At 32.2% G+C, this 17,127-nt stretch carries 15 protein-coding genes; 13 read left to right on the top strand and 2 right to left on the bottom strand.

What is annotated here, in order from left to right:
• The coding region (gene tnpA / locus HMPREF9629_RS11360; protein ID WP_009524485.1) for an IS200/IS605 family transposase at positions 1-280 on the top strand (280 nt) is incomplete at its 5' end.
• A 199-nt stretch (positions 281-479) separates the two neighbouring features.
• Here tnpA and HMPREF9629_RS01210 read toward each other — a convergent pair.
• Positions 480-1,058, bottom strand: coding sequence for a xanthine phosphoribosyltransferase (locus HMPREF9629_RS01210; RefSeq protein ID WP_009524484.1), 579 nt, complete (start codon positions 1,056-1,058; stop codon positions 480-482).
• A gap of 326 nt (positions 1,059-1,384) precedes the next feature.
• Here HMPREF9629_RS01210 and HMPREF9629_RS12390 point away from each other — a divergent pair, with 326 nt between their 5' ends.
• The 12 genes from HMPREF9629_RS12390 (at position 1,385) to HMPREF9629_RS01150 (ending at position 16,280) form a co-directional block, all read left to right on the top strand.
• On the top strand, positions 1,385-1,513 hold the full coding sequence (locus HMPREF9629_RS12390; RefSeq protein WP_278224192.1) for a hypothetical protein: 129 nt from the start codon (positions 1,385-1,387) through the stop codon (positions 1,511-1,513).
• A 64-nt stretch (positions 1,514-1,577) separates the two neighbouring features.
• Positions 1,578-2,840 (top strand): replication-associated recombination protein A, encoded by a 1,263-nt coding sequence (locus tag HMPREF9629_RS01200; protein WP_050801859.1) that lies wholly within the window; start codon positions 1,578-1,580, stop codon positions 2,838-2,840.
• 732 nt (positions 2,841-3,572) lie between these two features.
• Positions 3,573-5,255 carry a GspE/PulE family protein gene (locus HMPREF9629_RS01195; RefSeq protein WP_009524481.1) on the top strand — a complete coding sequence of 561 codons (1,683 nt, stop codon included), beginning with the start codon at positions 3,573-3,575 and terminating at the stop codon, positions 5,253-5,255.
• Positions 5,256-5,396: 141 nt separating this feature from the next.
• Positions 5,397-6,455, top strand: coding sequence for a type IV pilus twitching motility protein PilT (locus HMPREF9629_RS01190; protein ID WP_009524480.1), 1,059 nt, complete (start codon positions 5,397-5,399; stop codon positions 6,453-6,455).
• Positions 6,456-6,469: 14 nt separating this feature from the next.
• On the top strand, positions 6,470-7,684 hold the full coding sequence (locus tag HMPREF9629_RS01185; protein WP_009524479.1) for a type II secretion system F family protein: 1,215 nt from the start codon (positions 6,470-6,472) through the stop codon (positions 7,682-7,684).
• A gap of 61 nt (positions 7,685-7,745) precedes the next feature.
• Positions 7,746-8,174: a type II secretion system protein gene (locus tag HMPREF9629_RS12385; RefSeq protein WP_009524478.1), complete on the top strand. Its 429-nt coding sequence runs from the start codon at positions 7,746-7,748 to the stop codon at positions 8,172-8,174.
• A gap of 578 nt (positions 8,175-8,752) precedes the next feature.
• Positions 8,753-9,217, top strand: coding sequence for a hypothetical protein (locus HMPREF9629_RS01175; protein ID WP_009524477.1), 465 nt, complete (start codon positions 8,753-8,755; stop codon positions 9,215-9,217).
• Between the two features lie 98 nt (positions 9,218-9,315).
• Positions 9,316-10,869: a prepilin-type N-terminal cleavage/methylation domain-containing protein gene (locus HMPREF9629_RS01170; RefSeq protein WP_009524476.1), complete on the top strand. Its 1,554-nt coding sequence runs from the start codon at positions 9,316-9,318 to the stop codon at positions 10,867-10,869.
• The gene (locus tag HMPREF9629_RS01165; protein WP_009524475.1) at positions 10,844-13,048 is read left to right on the top strand and encodes a type II secretion system protein; all 2,205 of its coding nucleotides are present in this window, start codon (positions 10,844-10,846) and stop codon (positions 13,046-13,048) included. The genes HMPREF9629_RS01170 and HMPREF9629_RS01165 overlap by 26 nt, the downstream gene beginning before the upstream one ends.
• A 147-nt stretch (positions 13,049-13,195) precedes the next feature.
• Entirely contained in the window at positions 13,196-14,218 is a 1,023-nt protein-coding gene (gene pilM / locus HMPREF9629_RS01160) for a pilus assembly protein PilM (protein ID WP_009524474.1), read from the top strand.
• Between the two features lie 15 nt (positions 14,219-14,233).
• Positions 14,234-14,806: a PilN domain-containing protein gene (locus HMPREF9629_RS01155; RefSeq protein WP_009524473.1), complete on the top strand. Its 573-nt coding sequence runs from the start codon at positions 14,234-14,236 to the stop codon at positions 14,804-14,806.
• Positions 14,790-16,280 (top strand): hypothetical protein, encoded by a 1,491-nt coding sequence (locus HMPREF9629_RS01150; protein ID WP_009524472.1) that lies wholly within the window; start codon positions 14,790-14,792, stop codon positions 16,278-16,280. Before HMPREF9629_RS01155 ends, HMPREF9629_RS01150 begins: the two co-directional genes overlap by 17 nt.
• 253 nt (positions 16,281-16,533) lie before the next feature.
• Here the strand turns inward: HMPREF9629_RS01150 and HMPREF9629_RS01145 are convergent.
• Positions 16,534-17,127 (bottom strand): hypothetical protein (locus HMPREF9629_RS01145; protein ID WP_242821989.1); only part of this gene is annotated, 594 nt, incomplete at its 5' end.

Below are 17,127 nucleotides of genomic sequence, written 5' to 3'. Positions count from 1 at the left end.
GCCAGATCATATTCATATGTTGGTGAGCATACCGCCTAAGATAAGTATATCATCATTTATGGGGTATTTGAAAGGAAAGAGTGCACTTATGATATTTGATAAACACGCAAATTTAAAGTATAAATTTGGGAATCGTCATTTCTGGGCTGAAGGATATTATGTTAGTACAGTAGGGCTGAATGAAGCAACTATAAGAAAGTACATTCAGGATCAGGAGAAACATGACATTGCATTGGATAAATTGAGTGTAAAGGAATTTGAAGACCCTTTTAAGGGTTAGAGCTAAGTAGTAACAATACCCCTTGAGGGGTAGCGACGAGTCAAAAGCAATATGGCTTGAACGGAGCTGTGGGAATGCTGTGTAAGCAGCATTCCCATAGCCTAAAGAGAAAGCCAGCGCCTTGAGACGCCGGCCTAGTAACACGGGCTTATAGCCCGGAGCAAGCCACCCGTTGGACGGGTGGTCATGACTTTCAAATCTACACTTCTCTGAATTGCACTTTTCCGTTTTCCATAGACTCGATTATACATAGTGATTGTACGTTCAATCCTAAAGCTCTTAGGTCTTTTCCTCCTGTTTGGAAGCCTTTTTCAATTACTATACCTACACCTTCGATGATTGCACCTGCCTGATTTATTACATCTATTAAACCTCTTACAGCTTTACCTTCTGCGAGAAAATCATCTATAATAAGTATTTTTTCACCTTTTTTCAAAAATTTTTCAGCAACTGTGATTGTGAAAGATTTCTTGTAAGTGAAAGATTCTACAACACTTGTGTAGCAATCACCATCTAAGTTTTGGCTTTTTGCTTTTTTTGCAAATACTACAGGTACATTGTCAAAATACTGTGCAGCAATACAAGCAATAGCTATTCCTGACGCTTCTATTGTAAGTATTTTGTCTATTTTTTTGTCTGCAAATATTTTTTTGAACTCTTTTCCGATTTCGTTCAAAAACGCTATGTCGAGCTTATGGTTTAAAAATTCGTCAACTTTGAGGATATTGTCCTCTTTTACACGTCCTTCAGATAGAATTTTTTGCTCTAATAATTTCATATATAAACCTCCAAATACCGATACAAATTTTTATGTAATCAATTATTTTGTTTCAAATTCTTGAAATTGATATAACAATTTAAAAAATACAATTATCAGTATACTATAAAAATTGATAAAAAACAATGAAAACCTGTGTTTCCATAAACTATAAAAGAATAAAAATGTAATAATATTCAGTTTTTATAATATTATACTAACATCTAATTAAATAGGCATATAATAAAAATGATAAATTGAGTGTATTTAAGTTGGATAATACTTTAAAATTTATAAAAAAACTTGTTGTTATGTGTAAAGTATCTTATAATATAAAGAGAAAATTGATGAAAAACTTGATTTTAAAAGTAAGAGAATTACTATATAATGTTAAAAAACTGTTAAATTATTTTATAATCCATAAAATATATAATTTCATCAACTATAAAATGTTTGCTGTTATAGATGATGATTAATGCTAAATCTCCATATGTTATAGTAAAAATTTCTGATATTTATTTTTTATATGAAGGTAGAGATATGATAAAGACAATGTTGAGTGAAACTTTAAGACCGAGTACTCTAAAAGACGTGTTCGGGCAGGAACATATAACATCAAAAAATATGATTATAGACAGAGCTATAAGAACGCAAAACATACCCAATATGGTGTTTTACGGTCCGCCTGGAGTAGGCAAGACAACAGTTGCCAAAATCATAGCAGATAATTGCAATACGGACATACATATGTTTAATGCGACTCATACAAAAACGGAGGAGATAAAAAAAATAATATCATCTTATGTAAATGACATAAGGCGTGTAAAACCTGTTATTTATATAGATGAATTGCAAAACTTTAATAAAAAACAACAGCAGATATTGCTCGAATATATAGAAACCGGTGTAATTACATTCATAGCTGCAACCACTGAAAATCCTTACCAATATGTGTATAAAGCACTTCTTAGCAGGCTTATAATATTGGAATTTAAAGAAGTATCTTATGAAAAAATAGAGCAGAATATATTGCACTGTATAGAAAAGCTGAAAAACAATTTTAAAAAAATAGATATATCTCAAAATGCGATAAAACTCATAAGCTCATATGCAAACGGAGATGTAAGACGCTCGATAAATTTGTTAGAGCTTATAATAGATTTGTATTCAGGTGATAATGAGCTTATAATAGACGAAAATATTCTTAAATCGCTTAATATATCAAAACAACTGTCGTACGATATAAATTCAGACAATTATTATGACCTTTTGAGCGCATTTCAGAAATCTATAAGAGGCTCTGATGAAAATGCCGCACTTCACTATTTATCAAGAGCTATAAAAGCGGGAGATATAAAACCTATATGCAGAAGGCTTCTCGTTATTGCAAGCGAAGATATAGGTTTGGCACATCCAAGTGCAATATCAATAGTGAAAAATTGCGTGGACAGTGCACTATTCATGGGATTGCCTGAAGCGAGAATACCCCTTGCTCAAGCGGTGATATTGCTTGCTACTTCGCCGAAATCAAACTCCGTCATACTTGCAGTAGATGAAGCATTGTCAGATATTGACAATAAAAGCACAGGAGATATACCAGAACATTTAAAAGATGCACATTACAGCGGTGCAAAAAAATTGGGCAGGGGAATAGAGTACAAATATCCGCACAACTATGAAAATAACTATGTTGAGCAACAATATTTACCTAACGAATTGAAAGATAGAATTTACTATAAACCTCAGAATAATAAATACGAAAGTCAAATAGAAATGTATAGAAGGAAAATAAAAAATAGTTAAAAATTTAAATTGCCTATATAGGTGATAATATAATTAGTTAAATCTACGATATCTTTAAAAATTTAACGCTAAAAGATATTGTAGATTTTTTTTGCATTAAACAACTATATAGTTCTAAAGAATCTTGTTATAACTAATACTATATATTATATGTACATTTAAAGTATTATAAAAAAATACAATATGTTGTAGCATATAAAACACAATATTTACAAAGAACAAGGAAATTTTTGATATTGTCAAGTGACAAATATGGAAACTTAATTGACTAAGAGCGATTGTATTTTTATAATTAAAAGTGAAAAAACGCTTTTATTGTTGCATTAAAAAGAGTTTTTTGACATGTTTAAATATAAATCACAAAAAAATAAATTTGTCAAGTACGAAATATGATAATTTGTTTGACATGTTTAGCACTTTTTTTTATATTAATTCCTATGTATAATAAATCATGTTAGCATTTTTATTATAAGTCTATTTAATTAGTAAATGGCATAATTATACTATATAACCTTAAAAATCTCATATAAATAATACATTTTTAAATTATATAGTATTATACTATCGAATTGAATACATATAATGAATTGTAGATAAAATTATACTACTATGTTGCGCTTTTATACTGAAGAATATATGAATTGTATTATACCGTAGGCGTGGCATAATCGATTATTATATAAACTGTAGATCTGTTTTTTCTATCCGAATAAACTGCAAGGAGACAAGTTTATGCAAAAGGCAAAAATGAGATTAGGAGATATTTTAGTAAAATCGGGTGTACTGACTAATGAACAATTGGAGCAGGCACTCATACTTCAAAAAAAGGAACACAAAAAGTTAGGAGAACTTCTAATCGATGAAAAAATATTAACTGAAGAACAAATTTTAGGGGTGTTGGAGTATCAGTTAGGCATACCGTATATAGATTTGAACAGATATATTGTGGATCGCAAAGTGCCTAAGATGCTACCGGAGTTTTTAGCAAAAAAACACAATCTTATAGCCATTAATATGAATAAAGGCAAGCTTGTAGTTGCTATGTCAGATCCTCTCGATATTATAGCTATAGATGATGCTCGTATCAGCACAGGCATGGAATTAGAACTGGTAATAAGCTCTAAAAATGACATAAAAAAAGCTATCAATGAATACTATGATTCTACAGAATTAGCTGAAAGAGCAGTAGAAGAATTTAAACTACAGACGAGTGTTCAAGATATGGCAGTAGAAGAATTGGAAGATGAAGATGTAGTGAATGCACCTATAGTTATACTTGTAAATACTATAATCAATCAAGCGGTACGTAGTAGAGCAAGTGATATACATATAGAACCTTTTGAAAAAATAGTAAGAATAAGATACAGAATAGACGGCGAGCTAAAAGAAGTAATGTCTCCTGCCAAATCTACACATTCAGCACTTGCAACGAGAATAAAAATAATGGGAAAGATGGATATATCCGAGAGACGTATTCCTCAAGACGGCAGAGTGGAAACCGTCATAGAGAATCGTGCAATAGATATGAGAATATCCGTACTTCCGACAGTATATGGAGAAAAAATAGTAATAAGACTGTTAGATAGAAATGCGATTATAGTAAGCAAAGAAGAACTTGGTTTTACAAAGCATAATTTAGAACTTTTTGACAAGATAATAAAAGCACCTGAGGGAATCATACTGTTGACAGGACCTACAGGAAGCGGAAAAACTACAACTCTATATACTATACTAAAAGAACTTAATCAAATAAATAAAAATATCATCACCGTAGAAGATCCGGTAGAATATAGACTGAATGGAGTAAATCAAGTACAGGTAAATACAAAAGCAGGACTTACATTCGCATCGGGGCTTAGATCCATATTAAGACAAGACCCTGATATAGTAATGGTAGGAGAGATAAGAGATGCAGAAACGGCGCAGATAGCTACAAGAGCAGCTATTACGGGACACCTTGTACTGTCTACGCTCCATACAAATGATACTGCAAGCACTATATCAAGACTTATAGATATGGGGATAGAAAGCTATATGGTATCATCTTCGGTAGTAGGCATAATAGCACAAAGACTTGTAAAAAGAATCTGTCCTAAATGTAAAGAGACATATGAAGCCTCAAGTGAAGAAATGGAATTCTTGCATAGAGATGAAAAAACCGTTTTGTATAGAGGTAAGGGTTGCAATGCCTGTTCAGGTACAGGCTATTCGGGAAGAATAGCTATACATGAAGTCATGGTAATGGATAGAGAAATAAGAAATATGATTGATAAAGGCAATAGTATAGACGAGATAAAAGACAAAGCTATAAGCAAAGGGCTCAGCACACTGAATGAATCTTGTAAAGAGCTTGTGCTGTCAGGTATAACAACAATGGAACAACTTATAAAAATAACTTATAGTGTAGATATATAATGAAAGATATTATATTAAAAATATTAGAAACATACAATTTATGAAACTGTAAAATAAGAAGTCATATAAAAAAATATCATAAATAAATTTAATTATATGTCATTTTAAATAGATAACAGTATTAAATTAAGAGGTGTCTTAATGAAAATTTTAGAACTGTTGGATAACGCAATACAACAACACGCCTCGGATGTCCATATAACGGTAGGACTGCCGCCTATGATGAGGCGAAACGGAGAACTTATCAAGATGACAGATACAGTACTTTCTCCAAAAGATTGCGAAGATATAGTCGAGCAGATGTTGGTGCCTAAACAAAAAGAAATTTTAACGGAAAAAGGAGAACTTGATTTTTCGTTTTCAGAGAAAAAAGTAGGCAGATTCAGATCAAATATATATAAGCAAAGAGGAAGTTACGGTATAGCGTTAAGAGTGGTACCTATGTCGGCGCCGACTATAGATGCACTTAATCTTCCGCCGATACTCAAAAATCTCTCGATGAAGCAAAGAGGGCTGATATTGGTCACAGGACCTACAGGAAGCGGTAAATCCACTACACTTGCCGCCATGATAAACCATATGAATTACAATAGAAATGCTCATGTAATAACTATAGAAGATCCTATAGAATATCTGCATAAGCATAACAAAAGTATGATAAACCAAAGAGAAGTAGGTAACGATACAAATTCATTTGGCAATGCCCTAAGAGCCGCACTTAGACAAGATCCTGATGTAATACTCGTAGGAGAGATGAGAGATTTGGAGACCATATCTACAGCTATAACAGCAGCCGAAACGGGACACTTGGTACTGTCCACACTACATACAGTAGGAGCGATCAAAACAACGGATCGTATTATAGATGTATTTCCTCCATATCAGCAACAACAAGTGCGCATACAACTCGCATCGGTATTGGAAGGTATAATATCACAGCAAATCATACCCAGAGCTGATGGCAAAGGTAGAGTAGGAGCATTCGAGATACTCGTGGCTACACCTGCTATAAGAAATGTTATCAGAGAGGGTAAGACACATCAGCTTATCACATCACTTGAAACAGGTGCAAAATACGGTATGAATACAATGGATTCCGCACTTATCAAACTTTATAGAGATGGCATCATAGATGATGAAAACCTTAGAAAATATGCAATAGATATAGAAATGATAAATAAACAGGTAGGATACTACTAAGGAGGGAGAAGATATTGGCAAACAGTTTTAAATATAAAGCAGTGGATACATCAGGAAGAATAGTCGAATATACTCAAAGTGCTAATTCAAAAGAAGAACTTATCCATATGCTCAGAGAAAAAGGCTTCACTCCGATAAAAATACAAGCGGAAGAACAAAGCTCAAAAGACCTCGGAGAAATAAGTTTGTTTGCTCAAAAGGTCAAGCTTAAAGATATAGCGGTCTTTTGCAAGCAGTTGTACACCATGCTCAACGCAGGTATGGCATTGTCGGCAGCCTTAGATACTTTAGGGAATCAGACTGAGAATAAAACTCTGAAAAAAGCGATAAAAGAAGTATATTCAGACTTGCAGACAGGCTTACAGCTCTCTCAAGCTATGAAAAAACACACCAAAGTATTTCCCGTACTACTCATCACTATGGTGGAAGCCGGAGAAATGACAGGTAATCTCGACAATGTACTCGAGAGAATGTCTACACACTACGAAAAAGAAAACAAGATTAACTCCAAGATAAAAGGAGCTATGATATATCCTATTATACTGAGCATAGTTGCTGTAGGGGCAATAATTTTTATGTTGGTAGGAGTAATGCCTACATTTACAGATATGTTTGCATCGTCAGGAGTAGATTTGCCTGCGCCTACAAAATTGCTTATGAATATGAGTGAAACTATTAAAAATTATTGGTATATATTTATAGCCGTAATAGCAGTGATAGTAGTTATATTTAAAAGATATACAGCCACTATTACAGGTAAAAAACAGTATGATACATTAAAATTAAAACTTCCTGTAATAGGATCGTCAGTTACTAATATAGCTACATCAAGATTTACAAGGACATTGTCCACGCTGATGGCAAGCGGTATAGCTATAGTACCGGCTATGGAGGCGTCAGCCGGTGTTACAGACAATCAAGTCGTGATAGATGGTATGACAAAGGTAACAGAAGATATAAAAAAAGGACTTAGTATAAGTCTGTTACTCAAAAGTATGAATTTTTTTCCGCCTATGGTAATATCCATGATAAGCATAGGCGAAGAGTCAGGCTCATTAGAGGATATGCTCTCTAAGACAGCAGACTATTATGATGAAGAGCTTGAAGCGACTATACAAAAGATGCTCTCTATGCTTGAGCCCATGCTGATATTGTTCATGGGAGTTGTTATCGGTTTTATCGTTGTTTCTATGATGCTACCTATATCTGATTTAGCAAGTACAGTGTAGTATGAAGAGATGACGTTAAGATATACATTATAATATTTTAAATTTTTTAGGAGGAATTGTTATGAAAAAACAATTGAGAAACAAAAAGAAAGGTTTTACACTTATCGAACTTATCGTGGTAATTGTTATTTTAGGTCTTTTAGCGGCAGTGCTTGTACCGAGATTTACAGGTATGAGACATGAAGCTACTGTTAAAGCTGAAGGCTCTACAGCGGCATCAATAATATCCGCAGCAAGAGTGCAAGAAGCTCAGTTAGGAACTGCTGTTGCAAATGCTACTGAGCAAAAAGTTGAAAATGCTGACGCTCCTAGTGGAAATGACGGAAAAATCAAAAAACAATATATGATAATTCCGTCAGGAGGTGTTGAATACAAGATTAAAAAAGAAAATGACCTTTATGTAATAAAGTGGACAACAAAAGCAGGTGGAGATTATTCAGGTAAGACACAAACTTTAACAGAAGGTCAAGCATTTACACCTACAAAATAGTCAGTTAGCAAATATTCTAATTGTATCAAAACGGAGAATCATAATTCTCCGCTTTGATACAATTAACCATATATTCACTAATATGTTTATAATACAATAATTATATTATTAAAACTCCAATACTTATAACACATTAGATATTTACAAATTATAAAATTATATGCTGTATAGTTTATATAAATTTTAAATGATTTTAGGTATAGGCTTATAAAATATAACATATCAAATGTTTATTTAAATATAAATGCAACAAAAAAGTTTGTTTTGTTTATATTTAAATAAATTTTTATAAATATAATACTTTAGCGATTATGTTTGCAAAACAATTTGAGCATATTTTAATTTATACTGAAAGTTGATAGAATAACGTATATTTCTATTTTTAGGAATTTATTGTTAATCAAAACATATATACTTAGATTAAAAAAACATACATATTTTCTATTAATTAGTTAAACTGATATCAGTATTAAATGGATTTAGTATTAATGATAAATCATTCTGTTATTTTATTGGAGATTGGTATTGGATTATAATTACAACACTTAAAAAATAAATTTTAAGAAAGGCAGATTTATATGTCAAAGAAAAAAGGTGTGTCCTTGGTATATGTTATTATAGTTATGGTGCTTGCGACTATATTTGCTGCAAGCATATCTGTACTTACAAGAGCAAATACAATGCAGGCAAAAGTACAAAAAGATAACAGAGATGCATATTATCTGGCACGTTCAGGCATTGAGCTTATGTACGAGAATCTGAAAATAAATAATTTAATGCAAGGTTTCGTAAACCACAATACTGTTTCGGGAGGAAGTTTCAGTCATAAATTTTCTGATATTCCGGGGAGTGTAGTCGATGTGAAAGCTACTGCAGTACAAGTAGTAGGTTCAGATAATAAGATAGTAACAATTACATCAAAAGCGAAATTAAACGGAGTATCGGAAGATGAAAAATTAGAGTTAAGATTTGAACTTGTCATAAAAAATGATGTAGGTAATAAAATAATAGATACAATACGAGATTTTAGATGGTCAAGATGATAGATGAGTTTGATTATATTATTGTCTGATTAAAATGAAAAATAGTATAATATGTTTTTTGATAATTTGTTCAGCAGTTCAGGGGGAGGTGCTTTTATATGGTGAAGAAAAAAGGATTTACGCTTATAGAGATAGTTGTAGTGCTTGCGATTATGGGGATAGGATTTCTTGTTGTGAATAATGTGTTTTCACTTGTTATAAACACTAATAAAATAGCAAATAACGAGTTTGACTTGCAATCTAATATGAGGATAGTATCAGAAAATCTGAACCAAAAAATAAGGTTTTCACCGGCGGTATTCACACTTAAAAAAGAAACTTTTGAAAAGCCGAAAAAATCCGGTTGGAGATATTTCGGCATAGAAGATGTGAAGGACAGTTCAGGTAATATTACGGGAAAACAGGTAGTAGAATATATTCCTGTAATAGAAAAAGAAGAAATAGTTGACGGAGAGACTGTAATAACATATAAATCAACCGGTACAGCAGCCGACCATAATAGAAAAGTGCTTATAAATAATATAAATGATGTAGATATTAATATGTATTTTGACAAAAATATGAGCAATAAAAACAGCAAATTGCTCGATTTTGTTATAGAGGGAGTTACAAAAGACAGTTTGAGGAGAAAAATGACAATATCTACCAAACTGCAAGCATTAAATGCAATGGTGGTAGAACATGAGGGTAACCCTGCTGTAGCTATAGCTTACAGAGACGAAGTGCCTGGCAAAAGAGTAAAAGGTACACAAGAAGCATATGCAATAATAACGTTGACATTAGATATATCCGGCAGCATGAGCTATAATTTAAATGGTCATAGACCAACACCAACTAATCCGAGCAGAATTAAAATATTAAATGAAAAGACAAATAAGCTGATTGCGGATTTAAAATCTGCCGGAGATAAGATATATATCCGTATAATACCTTATGATACAAGGGTTGACGGATATGACAAATCTCTTCCTGAGTTTCAAAATATAAAAGGCGTTAATTTTAGAAATCTTAGTGCAGGTGGAGGAACAAATACAGGGGAAGCATTGTTAAAAGCATATGAGATGTTATCCAATAAATCTCCTAATATTCCGACAGGCTCTAAGGTAAATTATTATAATATTTTGTTAACAGATGGAGAACCGCAGTCTGAAACAAGATATGTTCTTAGAGGAGATAGGAGTGGCCCGTATTCGAGTTATCCTGCTCAAGATATGAATAATATGTATCATTCTGAAGATGTTAAAAAATGGTGGTCATTTGGAACTGTTTATGATTATACTGATTATTATTTCTTTAGAGATAAATGGACATCAACATTATATAATTCTTCAAATTATTACGGGACAAAGAGTGGGTCAGTTATTTATGGTATGAAGTATGTAAAAAGAATTGCAAAGGATTATATATCTACTTCTCCGTTAGGTATAAAAAGCTATGTTATAGGTTTTGGCGCCGGAAATGACAGATTATCAAAAGAGATAGCTTCATATTGTGTAGGACATGACAGCATGGTTAATGCACCTTTAAATAAAGACGGAAAAAGTGCATATTATAGTGCGACAAGCTCTGAACAGCTTGATATAGTATATAGTGAATTAACGGAAATAATAAAAGGGGATATGTGGCATGTTATGGGGCCGTATGATAATTAATAAATTTAATAGACGAAATGCAATGTCTTTGATAGAGCTTATAGTAGCTATTGCTATTATGAGTACGGTTCTCATATCCATACTTACTGCTATGACAGTTCAGTTGAGCATGATGAGCAGGGGTAAAGAGATAACCGTGAAATCTTTTGATAATCAGTCTGAAGTTGAAAAAGCGGTAGATAATGTTAAAAACAATCCTAAATTTTCAGCTCTTACAACATGGAAAACAACCGTGGGAGATTATTCGGCATTGTCAAATAGAAGTGATTCTATAGCAACTGAAAGAATATCCGGAAAAGATGTGAAATTATATAAGATGAAAATATCCGATAAAGGTAAATCTACAAGCGTATATCTATCACCGTCATTAGCTGCAGATGAGAAATATACTGTTAATTTAGAGGCTAAAAATGTGGATATATTTGTGAATAATGACAGTACAAAACAAGTGGCTTTGATTACAGGAACACCTCCTAAAGTTACCGGTAAGTATACTATAAGTGGAAGTAACTATTATAAGAGCATATATAAGTGGTATGCGTCCATACCGGGAATAGCGGAACCACAATGGCCTAATGACTATGAACAAATAATAAGAAGTGTAAAAGATACTGAATTGAACAAGGAAGCAAGCGTAGAATTGCCTGATCTGAAGAACTATACTAACAGACATGTTATGTTTTCTGCTCAGCCGACAGACGGCAATGGTATAAGAGGAACCGAGGTGTCAAGTCCTAAAAGTGTATTGATACAAGGTGTAGAATGGAGAGTGGGAAATTTTCCATGGGGAGACAAAAATTCAAATTCGGTATACGACGGCTTTGCAGTAGATAAGGATGTACAGCTTGATTATTCCATGATAGACGGTAATTTGGATTATAACACTCTTTCTGTACCTATAGGTGATACCGGAGCAACTGATATAAAAAACAGCTCTTTGTTCGTTCCAAGAGCGCTTAGTGAAGGTAGTAATAAGTATACAAGCAAAATATATGGAAACGTAGATATACAAAAAGTTTACAAAAATAAATATGAGAAAGATATATTTACAAGTAAGTCTATTGATTGGAATGTACAAAAAGCAATACATTTTGCAAATAAAATTATAAGTGATAACGCTTCGATAAGAATAAAGACTACAGACGGACAGATTGTTATGTATAGATTTATAGAGATAGATCGTTTAGGTAAGCCTGTGTTGAATGCCGGTGTACCTAAGCTAAAAGAACCGAGTTCAGGTTTCAAATTTGAAAATATATATTATCCGAGTAGGAGATATACAAATTTAGGCTCTGAGATAAGTACATTAGATGATGTGTATTTGGGTGCATACGGCATAGGTAAAGGCTTTATATATCTACATCCTTTTTCATCTGTTAATGCAAAAAATATCCTGTTGGAGGCGGAAGAACCTATAACTATATATAATTCCGCACTTGCATTGGAAACTTTGACGGGAGATGACAACACTATGAATAGACAGATAATATTGAAGTCTGTTAAAGATATATCTATAAAAAATAATTCAAGATATACACCAAGCTATATACGAGGTAATTCTAAGACTAAAAGTGTAATAGCGTTTGATACGGATAAGAATATATCTGTTGAAAATGCCTTATTTAAAAACATAGATATTAATCTGTTGTCAAATGCTGTCTTAAAAGGAGTATCTTGGGATTCGGCTAATACATTGGCTGTAAAAGATGGTAAAGTGTTAACTCTGTCTAAAATGCCGGACGGTACTAAGATTAAAAATAATGGGAATTTATACCTTGGAGATACGGGAGCTGTTCAATTCGCGAACAGTATGGCTGAGGACTTGCAAAAAAAACTTGAAATAAAATTAGTACCTTCTGCTGGCAATAAAATAAGCATATCTACGAATTATGGAAGAAATACAGCTCTTGCAGATGAGTTTGAAGAAAGTTTTGTAAATGGAGTATGGAAAGATTTAGGAACTGGTGAAACCAATCTTGAATATAAAATAGAGGTTATTAGAAATCCTCGAAATATAAGGGATATAAAAATACATTTTGATGGGAATAATACGATAACATTGACTCCTTATAAAACTGATACTAATTCTTCCGAATATAGATTATTTATAAGAGATAAGTATATAAAAGATAAAGATAATAAAGAAATTGTAGAAACAACTATTAATGGAACTATATAACATCAATATATCAAAATTAGAATTATAAATATTGCAAAAATATTTATTGAAACAAAATTGTTGAATTAAAGTTAGGTAAAGTATATTGCTGAATGTAATATATATAAAAATTTTAAAATAATTATTTTATCAAGGGGGATGGCTTATTTGAAGCTGACTAAAGCCAAGCTGGGCGTATCAGCCAAGAAAAAAGATATAAAATGTCTGTCTATAGATATAGGCACTAAATATGTCAAGTGTGTAACAGGGCAAAGAATTAACAATAAGCTTAAAATCGACAAGACTTTTAAGATTAAATTGCCTGATGACATTTATGAAAACGGACATATAAAAAATACGGATGAGATGAAATCTATACTGCAAAAAGCGTTAAGTGACAACGGTGTGAAGATAAAGCAGGTAATATGTACGATAGAGTCAAGCTATGCTATCAAGAGGGAGATCATAGTACCTGCTGTAGAGGGAGAGGACTTATCCGAGATGGTAAGTTATGAGATAGGTCAGTATCTGCCTATAGATATAAACAGCTATGTATTGCAATACAAGATAGCAAGAGAGTTTGAAGAGGATAATGTTAAAAAATATGAGCTCTTTGTTGTGGCTCTTGCAAAGGATATAGTAGGGACTATATATAATACACTTGTAGACATAGGCTTGGAGCCTTATGCCTTGGATATACATTCAAACGCTGTTGACAAGCTGTCGTCTGAATATAATCTTATTAACGGTGCTGATGATAAAGAAAGCACTATAGCTTTTATAGATATAGGATACCAAAATATAAATGTAATTATAATAGAAAAAGGTATCTATAGATTTAACAGGCTTATAAAAAATGGAACTATGGATTTTGAAATATCCGATAGCAATATTGATGAGATTAAAAGTATAGATGAGATTGCAGATAATACAGCTATACTTGAAAATTGGATATCTGAAATAGATAAAGTGTTTAAGTATTATACGAGCAGAAGTGTGGATAATATTATAGATAAAATATATATATATGGGGGTATTTCCGTTATGAAAGGCCTTGATACATATATCAGTGAAAGACTGAATATCCCAGTTGAAAAGGTGAAATCTATACAAGATGTGGATTTGATATCATACGATGAGGATACTCTATCCGATTATTTGAATGCCATAAGTGCTGTTATAAGGTTGTAGGGAGGAGGAGATATTATGAGAGATTTTAACTTTTTTATGCCCTATCAACAACAAATATCTGAAAAGAAAACATCTTCGAGCAATATTATTCCTATAGCTGTAGGTGCCGGTGTAGCAGTTATATGTTTGGCTTTAGCAGGATTTAATTATATGAATATTATGTCAATGAATAGGTCTATATCAGAGCTTGATTCCAAGATGAACAATGAGGAGTTCGTATCTGATGTTGGTCGTGTTCAAGGCAAGATAGATGAGCTTAATTCATTGAAAAAAGATGAGATTATCTTCGGTTCTTTGAAGATATTTGTGGATATACAAAGCAAGGTTAATGAGTCTGTTGTAAGACTTATAGCATCTCAAGTGCCTGACAATTTGTATCTTATGGATTTATCCATAGTTCAGGACAGTATTGATATTAAGGGCAGAGCGAACAGCGAGGTTGCTATAGCGCAGTTCCAACATAATTTGAGGTTGACTGACGAATTTAAGAATATTTTTGTATCTGATATGAACAAAGAAGAGAGTTATTATAATTTTAATATAAAATTTGATGCAAAGGGGGCTATAGAAGATGAAGATAAGCAGTAGAGAAAAAAATCTCTTAGTTCTTCTTGCAGCAGTATTGGTAGCCTATTTATTTTTCAGTTTTGTTTATACACCTCAGAGCGAAAAAATACAGTCATTAAAACAAAGTCAACAAGATAAACAGGCGGAATATGAGCAAAAACAAGCTATGATAAGCTCTGAAACTTCAGTAGACAGTGATATAGCATCTACTAAGAAAAAATTGTTTACAGTGGCAAAATCTTATTTCGGAAATGTAGATCAAGAAGATATAATAGTGATATTAAACGATTTTGCTCAAAAAGCAAATTTGGATATAAAATCCGTAAAATTTATGGAGCCTGTAAAGACAGGTTTGTCTGAATTAGGTGTAGGAACAACTGTTCAACATCAAGCAGAAGTACCTGCAAATGGAGAAAATACGGATGTATCACCTCAAGATAATGCTAATCAGGAGCAAACGGAAACTTCTACAAGTGATGGGAATGGAGATGTATCATCTCAAGATAATATTTCTCAAGAGCAAGCAGAATCTTCCACTTCAGATAATATTACAACCAGATCTGTAGATATTGACTTTGAAGCCGGATATGATAATCTTATGGATTATTTGATTGAGGTGGGAAACTATGAAAAATATATTTCTATAAGTTCTATGAACTTGAACTCAAGTGATGAGATACCTCTTTCAGGTACCATATCTATGAATTTTTATTGTATAGATTCTGTGGATAAATATGCTCCGAAAGAGCTTAGCGACTTGGAAAATAATGTACTTAGCTTGACAAATCAGAATCCTTTTACGGCATATATGTGGGCAAAAACTGTTTCAAATTCACAAAATTCATCGATACCTGAGCTCAATAATCTCGGTATAGTGACAAACTTAGTAGATACAGATTATAGTATACCTAATATTAATCCTTATAGTGTAGACAATAAGAGTGTAGAGACAACTCAAAATTATAATGCTGCAAATATAGGGCAACCAAGCTACACTAAAGATGATATTATATATGATGAGACTTTGCTCTACAATTTTGAAGATGATATGCTTAATACATTCAGTGGGGATAATATTGGTAAGATAAGCTCTATGCTTGAAGAAAATGTAAAGTCTAAGAAAAAAATGTACAGTATAAGCTACAGCTTTGCTGATGGATCTTATGGAAAAGAACTATATCTTGACTTGAGAAAGAAAAATATAATGATAAATAACAGACCTGCATATTTATCTTTGAAGGTAAATGCCGATAAAAGAGCAGATAATATACTCGGTATGATTGTTACGGATGCAAGAGATATGGATTACAGAGTGTTCTTTACAGGTAAAATAGACTGGATAAATGAAAAAGAATTAAGAGGAGTTGTATTGGAAGATAATAATATAAAATATCCGTTAAAGGTGAAGAGTATATTTGTAAGAGAAAATTCAGCTACAGCTACTAAAAATGTAAAGTTGTCATTTTCTAATTTAAGAATGGCATATTCTAAATAGACAGTTATTAAAATTAATGGAGTGTCGCAAAATATAGCCAATAGAAAAGGGGCTATATTTTGCAATATCCCTTTTTAAGCTTCTTTTATACTAATACCTATTAAATAGCAACACAATAGCATTAAAATAAAATTATTGATAATCCATGAAATATATAATTTCATCTGTAGTTTTACCATGAGAAAGGCTATACACATATGCTACCTTATAAATAGTTATCATTATTATAATGTATCTGTATTTGTAGAAAATTTTATAGAAGTGTGTTTATTGTTTCTTTGTCAAGTCCAGTAGCTTTTATTATATCATCTATGCTTATATTAAGTTTCAGTAACCTTTGTGCTATCCCCACTCTTTCTTTTTGCATTCCTTCTTTTTTTGCTTCTTCTCTTTCTTCTTCTATCACGAATTTTGTTACTTCTTCTTGGGAAAATAGTGTTGACATTATACTCATTACCTCCTTTTTTCTCTTTGACAGATATTCTTTTAATATGTCTTCGTCTGTGCATATTTTTATGGTTTCTTCTATCATCTCTTTTGTATAACCGTATTTTTTGGCTTGTTCGTTTAATATTCTGCAAAATTCTATGTATTGCCATATTATTTTGTGTTGATATGATGTTTCTATAATATTTATTGTCAGTTCAAGTTGGGGCAAGTCTTGTTTTTCTTTGTATGTGTCGCTTAATTTTATTGTTCTGTTTCCTTTTTTGTCTTCTCCTGTATATATCACATAAAACTCGGGTGTTGGTAGAATTATTTGCTTTTTACTGTGTACGTTGAGTCTGTTTTCTTGCAGATAGTCTTTTACTGTTTGTGAAAGATATAATAACATTCTGAGTGCTAT

It is taken from the genome of Peptoanaerobacter stomatis (assembly GCF_000238115.1).
GTDB classification, from domain to species: Bacteria; Bacillota; Clostridia; order Peptostreptococcales; family Filifactoraceae; genus Peptoanaerobacter; species Peptoanaerobacter stomatis.
This window is presented reverse-complemented; position numbering and strand designations above follow the sequence as displayed.

Coding starts and splice junctions, on each gene's coding strand:
- HMPREF9629_RS01175 (WP_009524477.1), top strand. CDS start 8,753: ATGTCAAAGAAAAAAGGTGTGTCCTTGGTATATGTTATTATAGTTATG.
- HMPREF9629_RS01200 (WP_050801859.1), top strand. CDS start 1,578: ATGATAAAGACAATGTTGAGTGAAACTTTAAGACCGAGTACTCTAAAA.
- HMPREF9629_RS01170 (WP_009524476.1), top strand. CDS start 9,316: ATGGTGAAGAAAAAAGGATTTACGCTTATAGAGATAGTTGTAGTGCTT.
- HMPREF9629_RS01150 (WP_009524472.1), top strand. CDS start 14,790: ATGAAGATAAGCAGTAGAGAAAAAAATCTCTTAGTTCTTCTTGCAGCA.
- HMPREF9629_RS01210 (WP_009524484.1), bottom strand. CDS start 1,058: ATGAAATTATTAGAGCAAAAAATTCTATCTGAAGGACGTGTAAAAGAG.
- HMPREF9629_RS01190 (WP_009524480.1), top strand. CDS start 5,397: ATGAAAATTTTAGAACTGTTGGATAACGCAATACAACAACACGCCTCG.
- HMPREF9629_RS01195 (WP_009524481.1), top strand. CDS start 3,573: ATGCAAAAGGCAAAAATGAGATTAGGAGATATTTTAGTAAAATCGGGT.
- HMPREF9629_RS12385 (WP_009524478.1), top strand. CDS start 7,746: ATGAAAAAACAATTGAGAAACAAAAAGAAAGGTTTTACACTTATCGAA.
- HMPREF9629_RS01155 (WP_009524473.1), top strand. CDS start 14,234: ATGAGAGATTTTAACTTTTTTATGCCCTATCAACAACAAATATCTGAA.
- HMPREF9629_RS12390 (WP_278224192.1), top strand. CDS start 1,385: ATGAAAAACTTGATTTTAAAAGTAAGAGAATTACTATATAATGTTAAA.
- HMPREF9629_RS01165 (WP_009524475.1), top strand. CDS start 10,844: ATGTTATGGGGCCGTATGATAATTAATAAATTTAATAGACGAAATGCA.